This window comes from Flavobacterium sufflavum (assembly GCF_004016525.1).
Lineage (GTDB): Bacteria > Bacteroidota > Bacteroidia > Flavobacteriales > Flavobacteriaceae > Flavobacterium > Flavobacterium sufflavum.
Genome location: NZ_SACJ01000004.1, coordinates 23909 through 41447 on the forward strand (window position 1 = coordinate 23909; position 17539 = coordinate 41447).

At 33.7% G+C, this 17539-nt stretch carries 14 protein-coding genes; 10 read left to right on the forward strand and 4 right to left on the reverse strand.

Annotated features, from left to right (window positions below; all coding sequences use genetic code 11):
• The first annotated feature begins 2 nt into the window (after positions 1 to 2).
• The 10 genes from prfB to EOD40_RS08150 all read left to right on the forward strand — a co-directional run bounded on the left by prfB (position 3) and on the right by EOD40_RS08150 (position 12653).
• A protein-coding gene (prfB, locus tag EOD40_RS08105) for a peptide chain release factor 2 (RefSeq protein WP_128194413.1) occupies positions 3 to 1101 on the forward strand; the annotation gives its coding sequence in 2 pieces (ribosomal slippage) (positions 3 to 65 and positions 67 to 1101; 1098 coding nt in all).
• A gap of 72 nt (positions 1102 to 1173) precedes the next feature.
• The gene (locus tag EOD40_RS08110; protein WP_128194415.1) at positions 1174 to 1743 is read left to right on the forward strand and encodes a pentapeptide repeat-containing protein; all 570 of its coding nucleotides are present in this window, start codon (positions 1174 to 1176) and stop codon (positions 1741 to 1743) included.
• 198 nt (positions 1744 to 1941) lie between these two features.
• Positions 1942 to 5211 (forward strand): T9SS type B sorting domain-containing protein, encoded by a 3270-nt coding sequence (locus EOD40_RS08115; protein WP_128194417.1) that lies wholly within the window; start codon positions 1942 to 1944, stop codon positions 5209 to 5211.
• 40 nt (positions 5212 to 5251) lie between these two features.
• Entirely contained in the window at positions 5252 to 5956 is a 705-nt protein-coding gene (locus EOD40_RS08120; RefSeq protein WP_128194419.1) for a hypothetical protein, read from the forward strand.
• 116 nt (positions 5957 to 6072) lie between these two features.
• Positions 6073 to 7647, forward strand: a complete 1575-nt coding sequence (locus EOD40_RS08125; protein ID WP_128194420.1) for a S41 family peptidase — start codon at positions 6073 to 6075, stop codon at positions 7645 to 7647.
• Positions 7648 to 7817: 170 nt separating this feature from the next.
• Positions 7818 to 8240 carry a DoxX family protein gene (locus tag EOD40_RS08130; RefSeq protein WP_128194422.1) on the forward strand — a complete coding sequence of 141 codons (423 nt, stop codon included), beginning with the start codon at positions 7818 to 7820 and terminating at the stop codon, positions 8238 to 8240.
• A 413-nt stretch (positions 8241 to 8653) separates the two neighbouring features.
• Positions 8654 to 9937, forward strand: coding sequence for an alginate export family protein (locus tag EOD40_RS08135; protein ID WP_128194424.1), 1284 nt, complete (start codon positions 8654 to 8656; stop codon positions 9935 to 9937).
• Positions 9938 to 10165: 228 nt separating this feature from the next.
• Complete coding sequence (locus EOD40_RS08140; RefSeq protein WP_128194426.1) at positions 10166 to 10516, forward strand: hypothetical protein; 351 nt, start codon at positions 10166 to 10168, stop codon at positions 10514 to 10516.
• An 816-nt stretch (positions 10517 to 11332) separates the two neighbouring features.
• A complete protein-coding gene (locus tag EOD40_RS08145; RefSeq protein WP_128194428.1) occupies positions 11333 to 11884 on the forward strand; it encodes a hypothetical protein in 552 nt (183 codons plus the stop codon).
• A gap of 199 nt (positions 11885 to 12083) precedes the next feature.
• Positions 12084 to 12653: a hypothetical protein gene (locus tag EOD40_RS08150; RefSeq protein ID WP_128194430.1), complete on the forward strand. Its 570-nt coding sequence runs from the start codon at positions 12084 to 12086 to the stop codon at positions 12651 to 12653.
• A gap of 257 nt (positions 12654 to 12910) precedes the next feature.
• Here EOD40_RS08150 and EOD40_RS08155 read toward each other — a convergent pair whose 3' ends face one another.
• From EOD40_RS08155 to ntrB, 4 genes are all read right to left on the reverse strand, one after another.
• The gene (locus EOD40_RS08155; RefSeq protein ID WP_128194432.1) at positions 12911 to 13459 is read right to left on the reverse strand and encodes a chlorite dismutase family protein; all 549 of its coding nucleotides are present in this window, start codon (positions 13457 to 13459) and stop codon (positions 12911 to 12913) included.
• A gap of 164 nt (positions 13460 to 13623) precedes the next feature.
• Positions 13624 to 15564 carry a PAS domain-containing hybrid sensor histidine kinase/response regulator gene (locus EOD40_RS08160; RefSeq protein WP_128194433.1) on the reverse strand — a complete coding sequence of 647 codons (1941 nt, stop codon included), beginning with the start codon at positions 15562 to 15564 and terminating at the stop codon, positions 13624 to 13626.
• Positions 15565 to 15702: 138 nt separating this feature from the next.
• A complete protein-coding gene (locus EOD40_RS08165) occupies positions 15703 to 16509 on the reverse strand; it encodes an ABC transporter ATP-binding protein (RefSeq protein WP_128194435.1) in 807 nt (268 codons plus the stop codon).
• Between the two features lie 102 nt (positions 16510 to 16611).
• Positions 16612 to 17499: a nitrate ABC transporter permease gene (gene ntrB / locus EOD40_RS08170; RefSeq protein WP_128194437.1), complete on the reverse strand. Its 888-nt coding sequence runs from the start codon at positions 17497 to 17499 to the stop codon at positions 16612 to 16614.
• Positions 17500 to 17539: the final 40 nt, after the last annotated feature.

Here is a 17539-nt window from a genome sequence, read left to right on the forward strand (position 1 = left end):
TTATGACAACTACCGAACAAATTAAAGGTATTGTGGAGCGCCTTGGTGCGTTGAGGAGGTATCTTTGACGTCGATGCTAAACTTATCGAAATTTCTAACGAAGAAGAGAAAACCTTTGCTCCGGATTTTTGGAACAACGCCAAAGAAGCCGAACTTATTGTAAAGAATCTTCGAAACAAAAAAAAGTGGATTGAAGACTACGACAAAGCCGTTGCCTTAACAGAGGAATTGCAGCTCGCCTACGAATTTTACAAAGAAGGCGAACTCACATCAGACGAACTTGACGAACAATACCAACTGACTCAAAACCATATCGAAGGCATTGAATTTAAAAATATGCTTTCGGATGAAGGAGACACCCTAAGCGCTGTTTTGCAAATTACAGCCGGAGCTGGTGGAACCGAAAGTTGCGATTGGGCTTCAATGCTGATGCGTATGTACATGATGTGGGGTGAAAAATACGGTTTCAAAATAAAAGAACTGAACTATCAGGAAGGCGACGTTGCGGGAATAAAAACCGTGACCCTGGAATTTGAAGGCGATTATTCTTTTGGTTATCTAAAAGGCGAAAATGGTGTGCATCGATTGGTGCGTATTTCTCCATTTGACAGTAATGCTAAACGTCATACCTCATTTGCTTCTGTTTATGTTTATCCATTGGTGGATGACAGTATCGAAATCGACATTAATCCTGCCGATATCGAAATTACAACTTCCCGCTCCAGTGGTGCCGGAGGACAGAACGTAAATAAGGTAGAAACCAAAGTACAGCTGTATCACAAACCTACAGGAATCCAGATTCAGTGTTCTGAAACCCGTTCGCAACAGGACAACAGACAGCGCGCCATGCAAATGCTTCGCTCTCAATTGTACGAAATCGAATTGAAAAAGAAACAGGCACAACGCGCCGATATCGAAGCCGGAAAGATGAAAATCGAATGGGGTTCGCAAATTCGAAATTATGTGATGCAACCTTATAAATTAGTCAAAGACGTCCGCACAGGATATGAAACCAGCAATGTCGATGGCGTAATGAACGGTGAAATCGACGAATTCCTGAAAGCCTATCTGATGATGATGGGACAAAAAGAAGAGGAATAAAACTTAGATTGCAGAAGGCAGAATTTAGATTTTAGATTTCTGCCTTCTAAAATCTGAAATCTAAAGTAAAAAATGACCGAGTATTTCTTTGACCAGCACTACAACAACATCCACTATGGTCTGGAAACGCTCAACCTCAAAGAATTTGAAAGCTGCACATTTACCAATTGCAATTTTTCTGATTGTAATCTTATAGGCGTCACTTTTATAGATTGCCAGTTCAATAACTGCAATTTCAATACTTCAAAAATCAATCACACCGCTTTTAGAACCGTATTCTTTAATAATTGCCAAATCAAAGAAGTCAATTTTGCCATGAGCGACAAACTCATCTTCGAAATTCACTTTAACAACTGCACCTTAGATTTCTCTAAATTCTACGCCTTGAAATTAAAAGGTATCTCGTTTAACAATTCAAGCCTGATTGCTGTTGATTTTATGGCAACCGATTTAACCGGAGCACAATTCTACAACTGTAATTTGTACCGCTCCGAATTTGAAAAAGCCATCGCCAACAAAGTCGATTTTAGAAGCAGCTACAACTACACTATCGATCCCTCGAAAACCAAATTAAAAAAAGCACAATTCGCGCTTGAAGGTTTAAAAGGCTTGCTTTATAAGCATGGTATTATTGTAGAGTAAAATATAACTTTTTCTTTTTTCAGAAGCAGAAACATTCAGCACTAAACATCCATCCCTCCTGCTCTCGCCTTTATCTCTTCGAGGATATCGGCTCCATCAGGGCTATAAAGAACGATTTATTTTTAAAGCACTTTTTGTAAGAATATTTTAATATATTTGAAAGAAAAACTAAAAACAATAATCAGACTTTTAAAAAACATGTTTAAAAAAATAGTACTGCTTCTGCTTGTTCTATCTTTTCAATTTATAAATGCGCAAATAACATTGACTAACAACATAGGGACAACTCTTATTAAGACCGATATGTACTCTTGTTTAGAAGATGAAAATTGGGGTAGAGTATTTAAATTATCCGATTTTGGTATAGCTCCAAATGAACAATTTATTATTAAATCAGGACAGATTGGAATTTCAAAATCTGATATTGGTTCAAAATTATATTTTTCGGTATATATTTATGATGAAAATTTTCCAGGTACTTACAATTCTTATTTTGAAAAGCCATTACTTGGAACTCGGGGAGTGATATCTACAAAAACAATTGATAGTAATCCCGAAATTATGCAAATAGACTTTGATAGTCCCATCATTGTTCCTGCAGGAGTTGAAAAAATCATCGTATTAGTTGGAAAAGGAAGAGACTACACTAATTATACCCAAGCAAAAGTTTTTGTTGCTGGCACACAAGAAGACAATGGAGATTCGTGGTATGTAGGTTGTAACAACAACCAACTTTTGAAACCAACAACAGAAATGAATATTCCAGTTCCTAATGCCAATTTTTACATCACTGTAACTGGGGACGTATCCAATGTAAAAAGCTCGGGGCCTGTTACTAGATTATCTCATAACATTTGTGATGATCTATTGAGAACAGATATGTATGGCTGTTATGGAACTACATATTATTGGGCTAGAGATTTTAACTTAAAAGATTTTGGTATATCTCCTAATGAAGAATTTGTAATTAATTCTGGACAGGTTGGGGTTAATAACACTGCATGGGGTGCCACTGTTCGTTTTAATTTCTATAAAATAGATAATAATTTCCCAGCTTCTTTTTCGGAAACCAATTTAATTGGTAGTAGCCAAACCATAGATCTTCCTCCAAGCATAGGTCATGAATCTCAAATCATTCAGCTAGATTTTAACAACCCAATTATTATACCAGCAGGTGTAGAAAAAATACTAGTTGAAGTTCAAAAAGGGGGTAACCCTATATTAGGTGGTGGATCACAAGCTGCTTTTATAGCAGGTTCAACACAAGACAATGGTATTTCTTGGTTTAAAGGCTGCGCTCGTACGGCAGGTATTCCAAATAACGAATATTTCTCTACTACTGTTTTTGGAGTCCCAAACGCCAATTATTACATCAATGTGACAGGAAAAGTAAACAACATTTCCAATCATTTCGAAATGAATTACACTAATAATTGCTCTGATTTTTTGAAAGAATTCAGCATTGATGATGAAACAAAAATGGCATCGGTAGTTTGGGATTTTGGAGATCCAACTTCAGGAATCGATAATACCTCAACTGATTTATCTCCTTATCATGATTTTTCATCAGATGGAACCTATACAATTACTGCAAGAGTTACTGCTAAAGATGGAACAGTTGAAAATTTAAGCGAAACCATTGATGTAAAAGAACCTCCAAAAGCATACGGAATTAACAATATTTCCGCTTGTGAAAACAGCTTCAATACTGGCTTTTCAACCTCTTTTGATACTTCTACGATTAACCTACAAGTTCTAGGTGGGCAAATAAACAAAGTCATTACTTTTATTGACGGAAAAGGGAATAAATACAATTCGTTACCAAATCCCTTTACTAATACTGTAAAAAATAGAGAAACCATTACAGTCAGAGTATCCCATAAAGATAATTTATGCTGTTATTCTGAAACTACTTTTGATTTAATTGTAAATCCTTTACCAGATATTACATTGGTCAAAGACTTAAAAGTATGTGATAACACCAATAATGGATATTCTACATTTAATCTTAATCAAGTTAAATTAGACATATTAGGCATTCAAACCAATTTACAAATTGAATTTTACCATGAAAATGGTCAATTAATAGTTGATTCTGAATTAGGTTCTGTTACCAATTCAGTTAAAAATCTAGAAGTTATAACCGTAAAAGCTACAAATCTTGATACTAATTGCTTTTCAACAACTACTTTTAAACTAATTGTAAGCTATTTACCTGTTGCAAATACTTTGAATAACTTAACTGGTTGTGATGACAATAACGATGGAATTTCAGAATATTTTGACACCTCAAATATTGAAAGTACAGTATTAGGCAATCAAACAGGAATGCAAGTATCTTATTTTGATAGCAATGGAAATCAACTACCTAGTCCACTACCCAATCCTTATACAAATTTAGTCCCTAATCAAGAAACTATAATTGTTAGAGTAACAAATTCGGTAACCAATTGTTATTCGGAAACATCGTTGAATTTAGCTACATCAACCAAACCACAAATTAATCAGCCGCAAAATTTATATGCTTGTGATGAAGGAAATGGATTTTCTCATTTTGACACTTCAACTATCAAAAATCAAATTATTGGTAATCAAACCGGTTTAATTATATCCTATTCAGATGAAAATGGAAATAATCTATTAAATCCATCATCACCAAATTATCAAAATACAACTGCTTGGTCTCAAACTATTAATGTAAAAGTTGAAAATCAACTGAATCCATTATGTTATTCTGAAACTAGTTTTAAATTGATTGTAAATGAGTTGCCACAAATTAATTTAGAAAGCAACTATTATTTATGCGATTTAGAACCGTCCTTATCTATTGCTACAAATCCAGATTTTGACACTTGGGAATGGAAATATAAAGACAATACAATAATTTCTAATTCCTTTGAAGCAAATCTAATAGAAGCAGGACAATATACACTTCGTGTATCTAAAACAAGTAATGGAATATCTTGTGAAAATTCATTTTCATTTAAATTGATACGCTCTAATCTACCAAAAATTCAACAAGTAAATAATGGGGAATTAGGTAATAATTTTATTGAAATAATAGCTACAGGAAATGGTGATTTTGAATATTCAATAGATGGAATAACCTACCAAGACAGCAATTATTTTTCAGAAATTGCAGGAGGAAATTATACGGTTCATGTAAGAGACAAAAAAGGTTGTGGAGAAGACTCTTCGGAAGTAACAATCATAGATTATCCAAAATTCTTTACTCCAAACAATGATGGCTTTAACGACTTTTGGCAAGTTAAAGGAATTAACAAATTTCCAAACTCTAAAATATTCATATTTGACAGATATGGAAAATTTTTAAAACATCTCACTGCTAACAGCTCAGGATGGGATGGCTTATATAATGGCAAAGAGATAAATCCGGATGATTACTGGTTTAAAATAGATTTTGGAAACGGAAAGTCCTTTTCTGGACACTTTACTTTAAAAAGATAAATTCATCAAAAGACCAACATTTAACCAACCCAAATAAACCATGAAAAAACTACAACTATTACTTTCATTTTTTGCTACTTTAAATTGTATTAGTCAATCAAACACTGACAAACTAAGCAAACCTATTATTGAAGAAGGGAAAAAATTATACCAATCGGAAATGGCTTCCTGGTATGGAACGGATATTTTTTTGGCAAAATACCCAAACAAGGAAAAAATTGGAGGTTACTTTTCGTATTCTGAAAATGATAAATCAAAATGTATTTTCTTTTCAAAAGAAGAAAACCCAAAAGTCATTGGAACCATTACTTTTGATGCTACTTTTGATGTCAATAAAGCAACAACCTTATTAGAAGAACGAACATTTACCAAAAATGAACTCGATTATTATACCTTAAGAGAAAACTCAAAAAAAGCACTACAAAACGACACTCTAATCAAAAATTACAATAATAGTAAACTAAATCTAATTCCTTTGATTTCAAATGGGGAGAAAAAAGTGTACATTTTAACAGGCCCCAATGTAAATGGAGTCGTATTATTAGGAAATGATTATTTATTGAATTTTGATAAAAACAATAATTTCATAAGCCGAAAAGCATTGCATAAAAACTTAATTCCTCTACAATTCAAAAAAGATCAAACCGATGTAGAAACCATGCATAATCATCAAGCTGAAACTGGTGATTTTATCACAGCAACAGATATTTGCACATTGATGCTTTATGAAAAATTTACAAATTAGAAAAATCATATTGTGTTATCTAAAAATTATGCTTCTATTTGGAATTGTAAAACCAATGAACTTCAAATAATATCAGCAGAGGCATTTAATAAAATGTTCGAAAAAAAGAGAAATAAATGATTCACCACCCAATTTTTGAAAAAAGAATACTGCTGTTTCTTTTTATTGTATTTTTCTTTGCGCAGTGCAGCACTGTAAAAAAAGATAATGCCCATTTACAACAATTAATTGGGGTGAACCAACTCAAAGAAGACATTGATTTTACACATAAAAAATTCCAAAAACTGCATCCTAAACTGGATTATTACATTAGCAAGGAAAGTCTGGATTATCAGTTTGACAGTCTCAAAACTACTATTGACAAACCCTTAACTCCGCTCGAATTTTATAAAAAAATCAGTATTGTTGTTGCTTCAATAAGACAGGGACACAGCTATGTTTTAACACCGGAGAAACAATTTTCGAAAAAAGAAACTAAGGCTCTTATCAAAAAAGGAGTTGGTCCTTTTTCGCAATTTGATTTTTCTTTTTACAACGATAAATTGTATGTTATCAAAAATAAATCATACAACAAAACGATACAGCCAGGAACCGAAGTGCTTTCGGTAAACGGCATCCAACCGCAAAAACTCATCCGGGAATACAATCGGTTTTACAGTTCAGATGGTTTTAATACCACCTTAAAAGACCGAATTGCAGCCAAACGTTTTGTTTCGGCTTTCACCACCCAATATGGTATCAAAGACAGTCTTCAATATGTTTTTAAATCCAATGACAGCATCGAAAATATCACCATAAAGAGATTTAAGCTGGATAGCATTGATAAAAAAGAAAAAAAGAAAATTAAAAAAACCGTTCCGGTTGACAAAGCAAAACAACAGGCTTTAAAAAGAAAAAAACGAATTAACGGCTACGATAAATCGTCCAATAATTTTATCAGAAACCTTGATTTTTTTCCAAAAGACAGCAGCGTAGCCATACTAAAAATCAGAGGTTTTAAAAGCGGAAACTTCAGAAAGTTTTACAAAGAAAGCTTTGCCGAAATTCGAAAACGAAATACCAAAACCCTGATTATCGATTTAAGAAATAACGGTGGCGGGCGATTGAACGAAATTATCAAACTCTACAGCTACCTAGCCGATTCAACTTTTGTGTTCTTAAAAAAATCAGAAGTAGTTTCCAGAGCGAGTTTATTTAATGGAGTCTATTTTAACAAAGGTAGTGTTCCAGTAAAAGCCGTAAAAGCGCTTTTCTCGCCTCTTATTTACAGTTATTTGCTGCTAAATGTACATAAGGACAAAGACGGCAAAAACTATTTTGATACCGACACACAGCCACAGCAAATCAACAAAAGAGCATTCAAGGGCAAAATCTATGTGTTGATTAACGGAGCGAGCTTTTCGGCTTCGAGTATCATTTCGTCTAATTTAAAAGGATCCAAAAGAGCCACATTTGTAGGCGAAGAAACAGGAGGCGATTATAACGGCACCGTGGCTGGATTTATGCCTGTTGTATGCATGCCACATTCTAAACTAAAAGTCCGAATCGGGATTATGAATATTGCACCTTATTATCAAACCAAAGCATTTGGACATGGTGTTTTTCCGGATATTCCCATAACTCCTTCTCTCGAAGACCAAATCCAGGGAGAAGACCCTGAACTGGATTGGATAACAAACCAAAATCAATAATAAATTCTTTTTTATTCAATTACCAAAATCTAATTTGAATTTTACCCCTGTTTAAACTATTATAATTGATTTTTGAAATTGCCATTGCCATTGATTTTAACACCCTAACTGTTCGCTATTATTTTAAAAATCACTACCTTAGTAGTAACCAATTTTAAACATACAGCAATATGAACAATGTGAAAGAATTAAATAAATGGGCCAATGCGCACACTTATTTTACCTTAGATTTAGTACGAATTGCACTTGGAGTGTTTTTATTCGTAAAAGGAGTTAAATTTATAACTAACATCCCATATCTTGTCGAGTTGATTTCTCCTATTGACAAAATTGGAGGAGGAATGTTTTTGGTTCATTACATTACTCCTGCCCACATGATTGGAGGAATATTAATTGCTTTCGGTTTACTTACCCGATGGGCTATTATTGCACAATTACCTATTTTAATTGGAGCTATTTTAGTCAATTTTATGGGCAAAATGCACTCAGATAATTTATTTCTTGCCTTAGCAACTTTGGCAGTTTGTTTATTTTTCTTAGTTTATGGAAGCGGAAAAAATTCTGCCGATTATTATTTTAAAATGTCTAAATAAAGATTTAAAATAAGTAGTTTAATATAGCTGCGATTAATTGTTTTATTAGTTAATTATTGGGAAGCCCGGTATTTATATCGGGCTTTTTTGTTGGTATGTTTCAAAAAAACAAATTCCTTTCAACAAATTCTACACTTTTATTTCAACACAACATCCCCTAATTCTACGTACAATTACTAGATTTTTCAAAAGTTTTAAATTCTACTTAGTAAACACCTACGTATTTAAAACCAATAAAATCAATACATTAAATCAGTTTTATGTTTTTCCGCATATTTTTTATTGTTATATAAAACATATAAAATTGGTTTAAAAAGCTGTTTTTTATTGCGCAAGACGTTGTGCATAAGTACAATTACGTAAGTATGTTTGCAGTGTAATAATTTAATAAAAACACTTAAAAATCGACGATTATGAAATTACTCAAAACACTTTCTTTATCAATAATAGGATTAGTAGGTACTGGGGCAATGGCACAGGAATTCAATTCTGATATTCAAATCAGACCAAGGTATGAATACACCAATGGTTTTGGAACTTTATTAACCCCTACCACTCATCACACTTCATTTGTAGGGCAACGTACCAGATTGAACTTAAATTACAAAGACGAAAAATTAACTGTAAAAGTAGCGTTGCAAAATGTACGTACCTGGGGTAACGTTGTTACAAGTGCTCCAACTACTGTAAACAACACTACCGATAAAAACGGAGTGGCACTATACGAAGGATGGGCTCAATACAATTTCACTGATAAATGGAGTACTAAAATAGGTCGTCAACTTATTTCTTATGACAATCAACGTATCATTGGAGGATTAGACTGGTCAAATCAAGGACGTAGCTTTGATGCAGCTTTAATCAAATACAAAGGAGCTAAATCTCAATTGGATTTAGGTTTTGCTCTAAATGCTGATAATGAAGCAAAAGTGGCTCCTTCTACTCCATTCGCAACTGATTTTAAAGATATGCAATATGCCTGGTATCATACAAGTATTAAAAAATTAGGAGTTAGCTTCTTAGCCTTAAATCTTGGAAGAGAATACTTAAAAGCACCTTCAGTAATAGAAACTAATTATATGCAAACTTTTGGAACTTATGCTAATTATGCAGGTAAAAAAGTAACTTTTGACTTTAGTTTCTACGGACAAACCGGAAAAGTGGCTACTAGTGAAGTTTCGGCTTGGGAAACAGCAGCTAACTTAGGATATGCTTTTTCTCCTAAATTCAAAGCTACTTTAGGATATGAATTTTTATCTGGTAAAGATCAGAGTTCTTCTTCTACAATGACTAAATCATTCAACCCTGTTTTTGGTACAAACCACGCTTTCAATGGTTTTATGGATTATTTCTACGTAGGAAACCACGCGGGTTCAGTAGGATTACAAGATGTGTCTTTAAAATTAGACTTCCCTATCAAAAAAGTAAACCTTTCTGTAGCTCCACATTTATTCTATGCTCCTAACAAAATTGTTGTAGCTAGTGTTGAGCAAGATTCTTACTTAGGTACAGAGGTTGATTTGACAGCGGTTTACAAAGCCAGCAAAGACATCACACTTATTGCAGGATACTCTCAAATGTTTGGTTCAGATTCTATGGTAGCCTTAAAAGGTGGAACCGGTTTGAACGATAACACTAACAACTGGGCGTATTTAATGGTTAACATCAACCCACAAATATTCTCTGTTAAAAAGTAATTAGCAATCAATTGAGACAATTTCAAAGAAATTAAATCATTAATAGTCCTAATTAAATAAAGCCCCAAAATCTAACTTTCCATCAGGACTATTTGAATTCAATTATAATTTTTTTTTGGTAATTAACTATTTTTACAAAAGAACCGAAGCCTTAAAACTTCGGTTCTTTTTTTTGTGCCTTTTCCATATAAAATAGTAATCTTGCAGGAATTCTAAAATCAGATACAAATGAATATCGAAGACCTGATAGGCAACTTTCAAATTATAGGAAGCAATCAAGATGCCGAAGAAAACAACTATAAAGGAACACTTTCTTTAAGTCTTGACCCCAACAACAGAATCAAGGCAAAATGGCTTATTAATAATGACCAACTGCAAACAGGAACGGGATTTTTTAGAGATAATATTCTGGTTATCAATTTTAAATACCAGGGAGAAGATTCTCAAACCTATAAAGGAGTGGCGGTTTATCGTTGTTTGTCTAAAGATCTATTAGATGGTTTTTGGTCTGAAAAACATGGCAACCCAATGTATTTGGGGAAAGAACGCGGTTTTAGGATTAATGAGGTTGTTAATTAGTATTCAGTCGGCAGAAAGCAGTTTTTAGTAAATAGTTTGGGCTAAAATGTCCCCTATAGGGACTATAAAAGTCCTAAAAAGTCTTTTTTAAGTACCATAATAGACTATTTTTAGTATCAAATAGACCTTTATAGGTACTATAAGGGGCATTTTTAAGTACCAAAATACCCTTTTTTAGTACCCTATAGGGTGTTTTTTAGTCCCTATACATCCTTTTTAGGGTCTATAGTAGCAAAACAACAACATAATTTCGCTTATATTTGGCTCTATCAATCTAAAAAACAGAGCATTATATCCGATAGCACTAGTCCGGTCCAAGCCGAACAATACCCTGTAATAGGTAATTTTATCCATTACCACATTACGCAGCAAACCAAAACCAAAAGCGAAATTGCCAAAGCACTAGACATAAGCCCTAAAGGACTGAGAGCTTATTTTAAGAGAGACACACTACATTTGCCGTTTTGTGGAAACTAAGCCTGGTGCTTAAGCACAATTTTTTGGCGCAACTGGGCGAATACCTCCCCTACCGTTTTGAAACCATACAGGAAAAAGCCCTAAAAAAAGAACTGGCTGAAAAAAACGACTATATACAGAAACTGGAAATCCAGCTCGAAACCTTAAGAGAAATAATACGGAAACAATAAAGCTACAGCTTTTTTTGTAAGATTTTTTTATATCTTCGCTATAATAACTAAGTCTGACGTTTGTCAGACTTAGCCACCCAAATACGGGTGCATAAGTCTGACTACGTCAGTAGTATATACAAGTTATAGGTAATGCTATGACGACAGAACCCGACAAGAATAACGACTAATGACAAATAGCATTTTTAGGACATTACGAAAGTTTAGAATTCCAAAAACGGTTAAAAGAGTTTTCAATTTTGTTGGTGGACTTTTTTTAACTGCTTGTTGTTTTTTCGTTGCCTACTTGACATTTCAAAATGGCTGGACAGACCTAGATAAAGTCGACAAATTTGAAGGAATAATTACTGAAAAAGGTATAACAACCTATCAGACTTCTACAAGCGGACGTTATCGGACAACTTTGACTAAACAAGCATTTTACTTGAAACTCAAAGACCTTAACCAGACACTCGCTGTTTACAACCCACAACAGAATTATGGTTCGCTTGACAACAACCTATATGTTGGCGACACAGTTAAGGTGTTTTACAAACATTCCAATTTGGTTGACAAATTAAATCTTGAGACTTTTAAAATTGAAAAGAACAATCAACGAATATTAAATAGTCAAGACTTTCAAGGTAGAGAACAAATTGCATTTTATATTACATTAGTAGGCGGTTTTGTATTACTTCTCTTGACATTTTATCAGGACAAAAAATTTAGACTCAACAAATGAAACGGACAGAAAGCACTACCTATAACAGCACATTTGCAATAGGCGGGGTTTCGTGCTCCGCAGCCAGTTTAGAGGTAGCCGAAAGTTTTGTGCTCCGCATAAACATTAGTGGTAAAAATCCCGCCCATCGCAAATCTGCAAAACGTTGGCGGTAATGCGATCAACCAAAACATAAATCGAACTGATGTAAAATCTAGAAATGACGAAATCTAAAATATTAAATATCCATCTTTATTTATTAAGCTTCATTTTGCTTCATTTTGGTTTTCAATTCTTAACAGGTTATGGTCTAAATCCAAGTGCAGTATTTGTGGTAAAATTAATATTATACACATCTGGTATTGTACTGTTTTTTATGAACATAAAACCATTTAAGCTAATATCAATTTACTTTTCTTTTTATACAATCTCTGGAATAGTAGTCGCAATGTTTTTTTTGTTTGGAGGAATTATGTTAGCCGTTTTTTCTTCCATCCTTTTATATCCAATTTATCCAAAACAAGTTGAATATGAAAATCAATCAATCAGAGTTTATCATAGATTCCAAGGATTTTTATCGCATTGTTGCTCTTATGAAGTCACAGAACCTAAACAATATTTTTTTGAAAAACACTTAGGATTTATAGAAATTGAAACCGAAATCAACCCTAATAAAACCGAATTAAAGTTAAACAATGGAAAAATTCTATTTAAACACGAAGTTGAAAACTATAATATTGAAAATAAAACTTCAATAGTTGTTGACACGATAGAAATAAAGTCTAACTAAAAACACTACCGCCAACAGCTACTCCTATGTAAAGCATCGTAAAGTTATTCACAACTTTTGAGAGGGTTATATGTTGGTTATTTTTCGAGTATAGAATACCCGATAGCGCGGATTTATAATCCGTGCCTACAAAGATGAGCAACTTTGTCGAGATTGCTTCGCCAATTCGCTATCGCTCGTGTCTTCCTCGTCAGGATGACAAGCTTGCGGTAAAAGTCCTTTAGCTCACACTAGCAAAAGGATAAATTAAACAGCTTTTAACCCCTCAACAATCGAATATCTACTTCCCTATCCACATAATTCCATTCTTCTGTTTTTCGCAAAGAATACAATAATTCCTCGAAAGCTTCTTCGTCTGCTGGGGCGTATTCAAACCATGTTAAAAAATCAAAAGCTTCACCAATATCCCTGCTATGAAATAGTTTTCGGGCTATGGCCGGTAAATATTTCAGTCCTGTTTGGGTATGTTTAGAACTCTCTTCCATAATTTTCCTTCTTTCATCCTGAGCGAGATTCCACCAATCAGCCGATTTTCGCAAAGGAATAAATGCGGCCTGGGTTGCCGATGGTCGGCCTAAATCTTCCTGAATAGCGATTAGTTTTTCTTTTTCGGCTTTCTCCGTATATCTAAGGTTACTGACAATACCTTTTAAAGTCCAAATGCCTTCATTGCCCTTAATAAGTGAACTAGATGTTCTATCAATATGAGTTATCTCAGCCAGAGCATCTCCTTTTAAGGTATTCATTTTTATTACTTTCCATTCTCCTGTTGTCCCGCCAACGAAGTCAAAAATTGTATTGCTCATTAGGTATTTATTTTAAGTTATAAATTGGAAATTAAATATTTAAACAGTACTGAAAAATCCCTATCGCAAGACTACGATAGGGATTTAAAAACAAACAAAACAAATTAAACTAACTTTTGTATTTCCGTTCCATATTCCCGATTGGGAATTTGGAAAACATTTTTTTATCCCGTTTTTTTCAAACCTTTATTGGCATTGTACAGATAAGACGCCTTTGTATAAAAATCAATTTTATTAAAAAGAATCTCAGGACTAAATGGTTTACTGATATAATCATTCATACCTGATTTTAATACTTCTGCCTTCACATCGCCTACCGCCGAAGCTGTAAGGGCAATAATGGGAAGTTCCTTGTATTTCCCTTTTAGTTTTCTGATTGCTCTTGTAGCATCATAACCATCCATTACAGGCATTTGCAAATCCATCAAAACTAAATCGTAATCCGTTTTTTTGACTTTTTCTACAGCAATTAATCCATTTTCGGCCTTATCGCTTTCAATATCCCATAATTTGAAAAACTGTTTGACCAATAATATATTAATCTTATTATCATCAACTATCAGAATACGTAATCCTTTGAGTGTATTTTCCTGAACATTTAGTTCCTTAGGTTCATTAGCATCAACATAAGGAGGAGTAACTAAATAAGGGGCGCTGATATCCATATTTAAATGGAAAGAAAAGCGGCTTCCTTTTCCCGGTTTACTATCCAGCTGAATACTACTTCCCTGAAATTCTATTAAGCGTTTCGATATTGCCAGTCCTAATCCTGTGCCACCATATTTTCGGCTGGTCTCTGAACTTGCCTGTGTGAAAGATTCAAAAATTAATTCCTGTTTGTCTTTGGCAATACCAATACCGGTATCTTTCACTTCAAAAACAATATCCACACTCTTTGATTCTTTGCTTTGAGAAACAACTGAAGCACTGATAATAACTTTACCGGTCTCAGTAAATTTAACGGCATTGCTGGCAAGGTTCGTTAAAATTTGCCCCAAACGTACAGGATCTCCCATAAGCTTTTCCGGAAGTTTATCATCTAAACGTACCTTTAACAAAATCCCTTTTTTTCGGGCTTTTTCAAGTAATGCTCCCTGAATATTATATATCAATTCTTTTATATTAAAATCTACTTTTTCAAAGTCAATTTTGCCTGCTTCAATTTTACTGAAATCTAAAATATCGTTTATTAATACCAGCAGATTATCCCCTGAATATTTAATCAATTTTAAATGTTCAATCTGGTCTTCCCTTGCATTTTGAAGCAAAATCGTAGTAAAACCAAGTACTGCATTCATAGGAGTCCTGATTTCATGACTCATGGTCGAAAGGAAATTGGCTTTTGCAATAGCGGCTTGTTCCGCGCGAATCAATTCCTCCTTAACTAATTTTTGTTCAGTGATGATCTCCGTAAACATAACCAGACCACCAATGGTTTCTTTATCTTGGTACCAGGGTCTGATTTCCCATTTCAGCCATTCGACACTTCCGTCTGCACGTATAAAAGAATCTTCATCATTCCGGACTATTTCTCCAGCAAAACATCGCTGATAATGCGCTTTCCAATAATCCTGTGTAATTTCAGGAAATAATTCATCATGGCTTTTTCCAATAACATCCTCTTCTTCTAACTTATAAGTGGTTTTCCAAACCTTGCTTACTGAAATATACCTCATATTCATGTCCAGCATAGCAATGGCTACGGGTGTATATTCGATAAAAGTTTTAAGCTGATTTTTTTCATAAAGGATTTTCTCCCCAGCCTTTCTCTTTCTTAGTTTATTTTTTTCGTAAAGATTTCTTCGTTGTATAACCAACCAGGCATTTACAATTACTGCAACTATTGATATGCAGCGATTAGCAATTACCATCCAACTAGTTTGACTTGTATAAAAAATAGCCAATTTTAAAAAAATCAAAAAAGAAACAACAATGGCAAAAGTGATAATGGTCTTTTTAGTTTCTCTACTGATTAATAAAAAATTAAACATGTACAAAACGCCAATAACAACACCCAGCGGAAGGGAAAGATCAATACAAAAAACAATTGCCGCCCCAGCAGCTCCATAAAGTTGAGCCTTGTTTATTTTAAAATTGATTCCCATTTTTTATAATTTCCTTCTAACAGAAACACTTTTTTGTGTTTCTAAAAACTGATTTATAGTAACCAAGGGTGAAAAATTAAGTCTCTGATGCCAAAACTTACTGTTTTTAAAACTTAATTTTTCAGCCCTTGATGTGTATTATCCTTTATAAACCATTCCCATATCCTCGATAGAGAAATGATCCGTTAACAAGTGTAGTAATTTATCTCTCAAATCAATGTATTCCGGCATTTTTACAATTTCGATTTTGTTTCTTGGTCTTGGCAAATGCACCTCAACAATTTCTTTTATTGTTGAAGACGGACCATTATTCAAAACGATAATTCTATCCGACAGGAATAAAGCTTCTTCGATATCGTGTGTAATCATCACAATAGTTTTTTCACGATTGTCAAGATTCCATAATTTCAACACTTCTAATTGCATAGTTCCTTTAGTCAAAGCATCCAATGCTCCAAAAGGCTCATCCATCAATAAAACTCCCGGATTGATTGCAAAAGCACGAGCAATAGCAACTCTTTGTTTCATCCCTCCTGAAAGTTGTCCCGGTAATTTATCTTTATGTTCGAATAAATTTACCATTTTAAGATTCTTCTCTACAATATCATGCTTTTCTGTAGCAGTACCTTCCATTACTGAATCTACTACCTGAAATATGTTTTGATATACTGTTAACCAAGGTAAAAGAGAATAGTTTTGAAAAACAATTCCTCTGTCAGGACCCGGTCCTTTGATACTTTGATTGTTTAATACTACTGAACCTGCTGAAGGTGTTAACATTCCCGCAATAGCATTTAATATAGTTGATTTTCCACAACCTGAATGTCCGATTATAGATATGATTTCGCCTTTTTGGATTGATAAATTAATATCTCTTACGGCTGTATATTTTCCTTTTGGTGTTGGAAATGAAATTTCCAAATCTTTGATTTCTAAATAACTCATGATACTTTGATTTTAGATTGTAGACTTTTGATATTAGATTTTAGATCTTGGCTCTGGTTTTTAGACTTAGTCTCTTAGCAACTCAGAACCTTAGCATCTTTATTATGCTTTGTAAGCCACTTTGTTTTCTATGTAAGTAAATAATTTATCAAAAAGTAATCCTACTACTCCAATGATAATAATTGCCGATATTACTTTTTCAAGACTTAATGCATTCCAGCTGTCCCAAACAAAGAATCCAATTCCTGCTCCTCCAGACAACATTTCGCCTGCTACGATTACCAACCAAGCCACACTGATACTTAAACGTAAACCTGTAATGATGTGAGGTAAACTAAATGGAATTAAAATTTTAGTTAAATATCTCGTTTTAGAAAATCCAAATGCTTTGGCTACATTTTTATGATCTTGAGGCAAAGATGCAATACCAAAAGAGGTATTAATCAATGTAGACCATAATGATGTAATAAACACAATAAAAATTGTTGCTAAACCTGTATCCTTGAATACCACTAAACCAATTGGGAACCAAGCTAATGGCGAAACCGGTTTTAAAAGTTGTACGATAGGGTAAAAAATTTGTTTGCAAATAGTACTTGCTCCCATCAATATCCCTACAGGAATGGCTACTAATGAGCCTAAAAAGAAACCTAATAATACGGTTTTTATAGAGTTGAATAATTGCAATCCGATTCCTTTGTCGTTAGGACCATAATCGTAAAAAGGATCGCTAATCATTTCAAATAAAACCGTTAATGTTGCTATGGGACCAGGTAAGGCACCTTTAGTAACAGCACTCAATAATTCCCACACTCCTCCAAATATCACTAATCCTAACGCTGCCAAAAGCAATGATTTTGATTTTGTTACCAGCTTTTCAGTAAATACGCTTAATTTTTCGTTTTTACTTTCTTCACTTTGAGAAGTTGCTACTGAAGCTATTTTTACCTCCTCAAGAGTATCTATTGTTAATGTATCTCTCTCTGACATGATTCAATCTGTTTTAGTTTAACTTTTTTGTTTGTTTCAA

Bases quoted from the DNA above. Each gene is read 5' to 3' on its own strand.
- EOD40_RS08110 (WP_128194415.1), top strand. From the start codon at position 1,174: ATGACCGAGTATTTCTTTGACCAGCACTACAACAACATCCACTATGGT.
- EOD40_RS08115 (WP_128194417.1), top strand. From the start codon at position 1,942: ATGTTTAAAAAAATAGTACTGCTTCTGCTTGTTCTATCTTTTCAATTT.
- EOD40_RS08120 (WP_128194419.1), top strand. From the start codon at position 5,252: ATGAAAAAACTACAACTATTACTTTCATTTTTTGCTACTTTAAATTGT.
- EOD40_RS08125 (WP_128194420.1), top strand. From the start codon at position 6,073: ATGATTCACCACCCAATTTTTGAAAAAAGAATACTGCTGTTTCTTTTT.
- EOD40_RS08130 (WP_128194422.1), top strand. From the start codon at position 7,818: ATGAACAATGTGAAAGAATTAAATAAATGGGCCAATGCGCACACTTAT.
- EOD40_RS08135 (WP_128194424.1), top strand. From the start codon at position 8,654: ATGAAATTACTCAAAACACTTTCTTTATCAATAATAGGATTAGTAGGT.
- EOD40_RS08140 (WP_128194426.1), top strand. From the start codon at position 10,166: ATGAATATCGAAGACCTGATAGGCAACTTTCAAATTATAGGAAGCAAT.
- EOD40_RS08145 (WP_128194428.1), top strand. From the start codon at position 11,333: ATGACAAATAGCATTTTTAGGACATTACGAAAGTTTAGAATTCCAAAA.
- EOD40_RS08150 (WP_128194430.1), top strand. From the start codon at position 12,084: ATGACGAAATCTAAAATATTAAATATCCATCTTTATTTATTAAGCTTC.
- EOD40_RS08155 (WP_128194432.1), bottom strand. From the start codon at position 13,459: ATGAGCAATACAATTTTTGACTTCGTTGGCGGGACAACAGGAGAATGG.
- EOD40_RS08160 (WP_128194433.1), bottom strand. From the start codon at position 15,564: ATGGGAATCAATTTTAAAATAAACAAGGCTCAACTTTATGGAGCTGCT.
- EOD40_RS08165 (WP_128194435.1), bottom strand. From the start codon at position 16,509: ATGAGTTATTTAGAAATCAAAGATTTGGAAATTTCATTTCCAACACCA.
- ntrB (WP_128194437.1), bottom strand. From the start codon at position 17,499: ATGTCAGAGAGAGATACATTAACAATAGATACTCTTGAGGAGGTAAAA.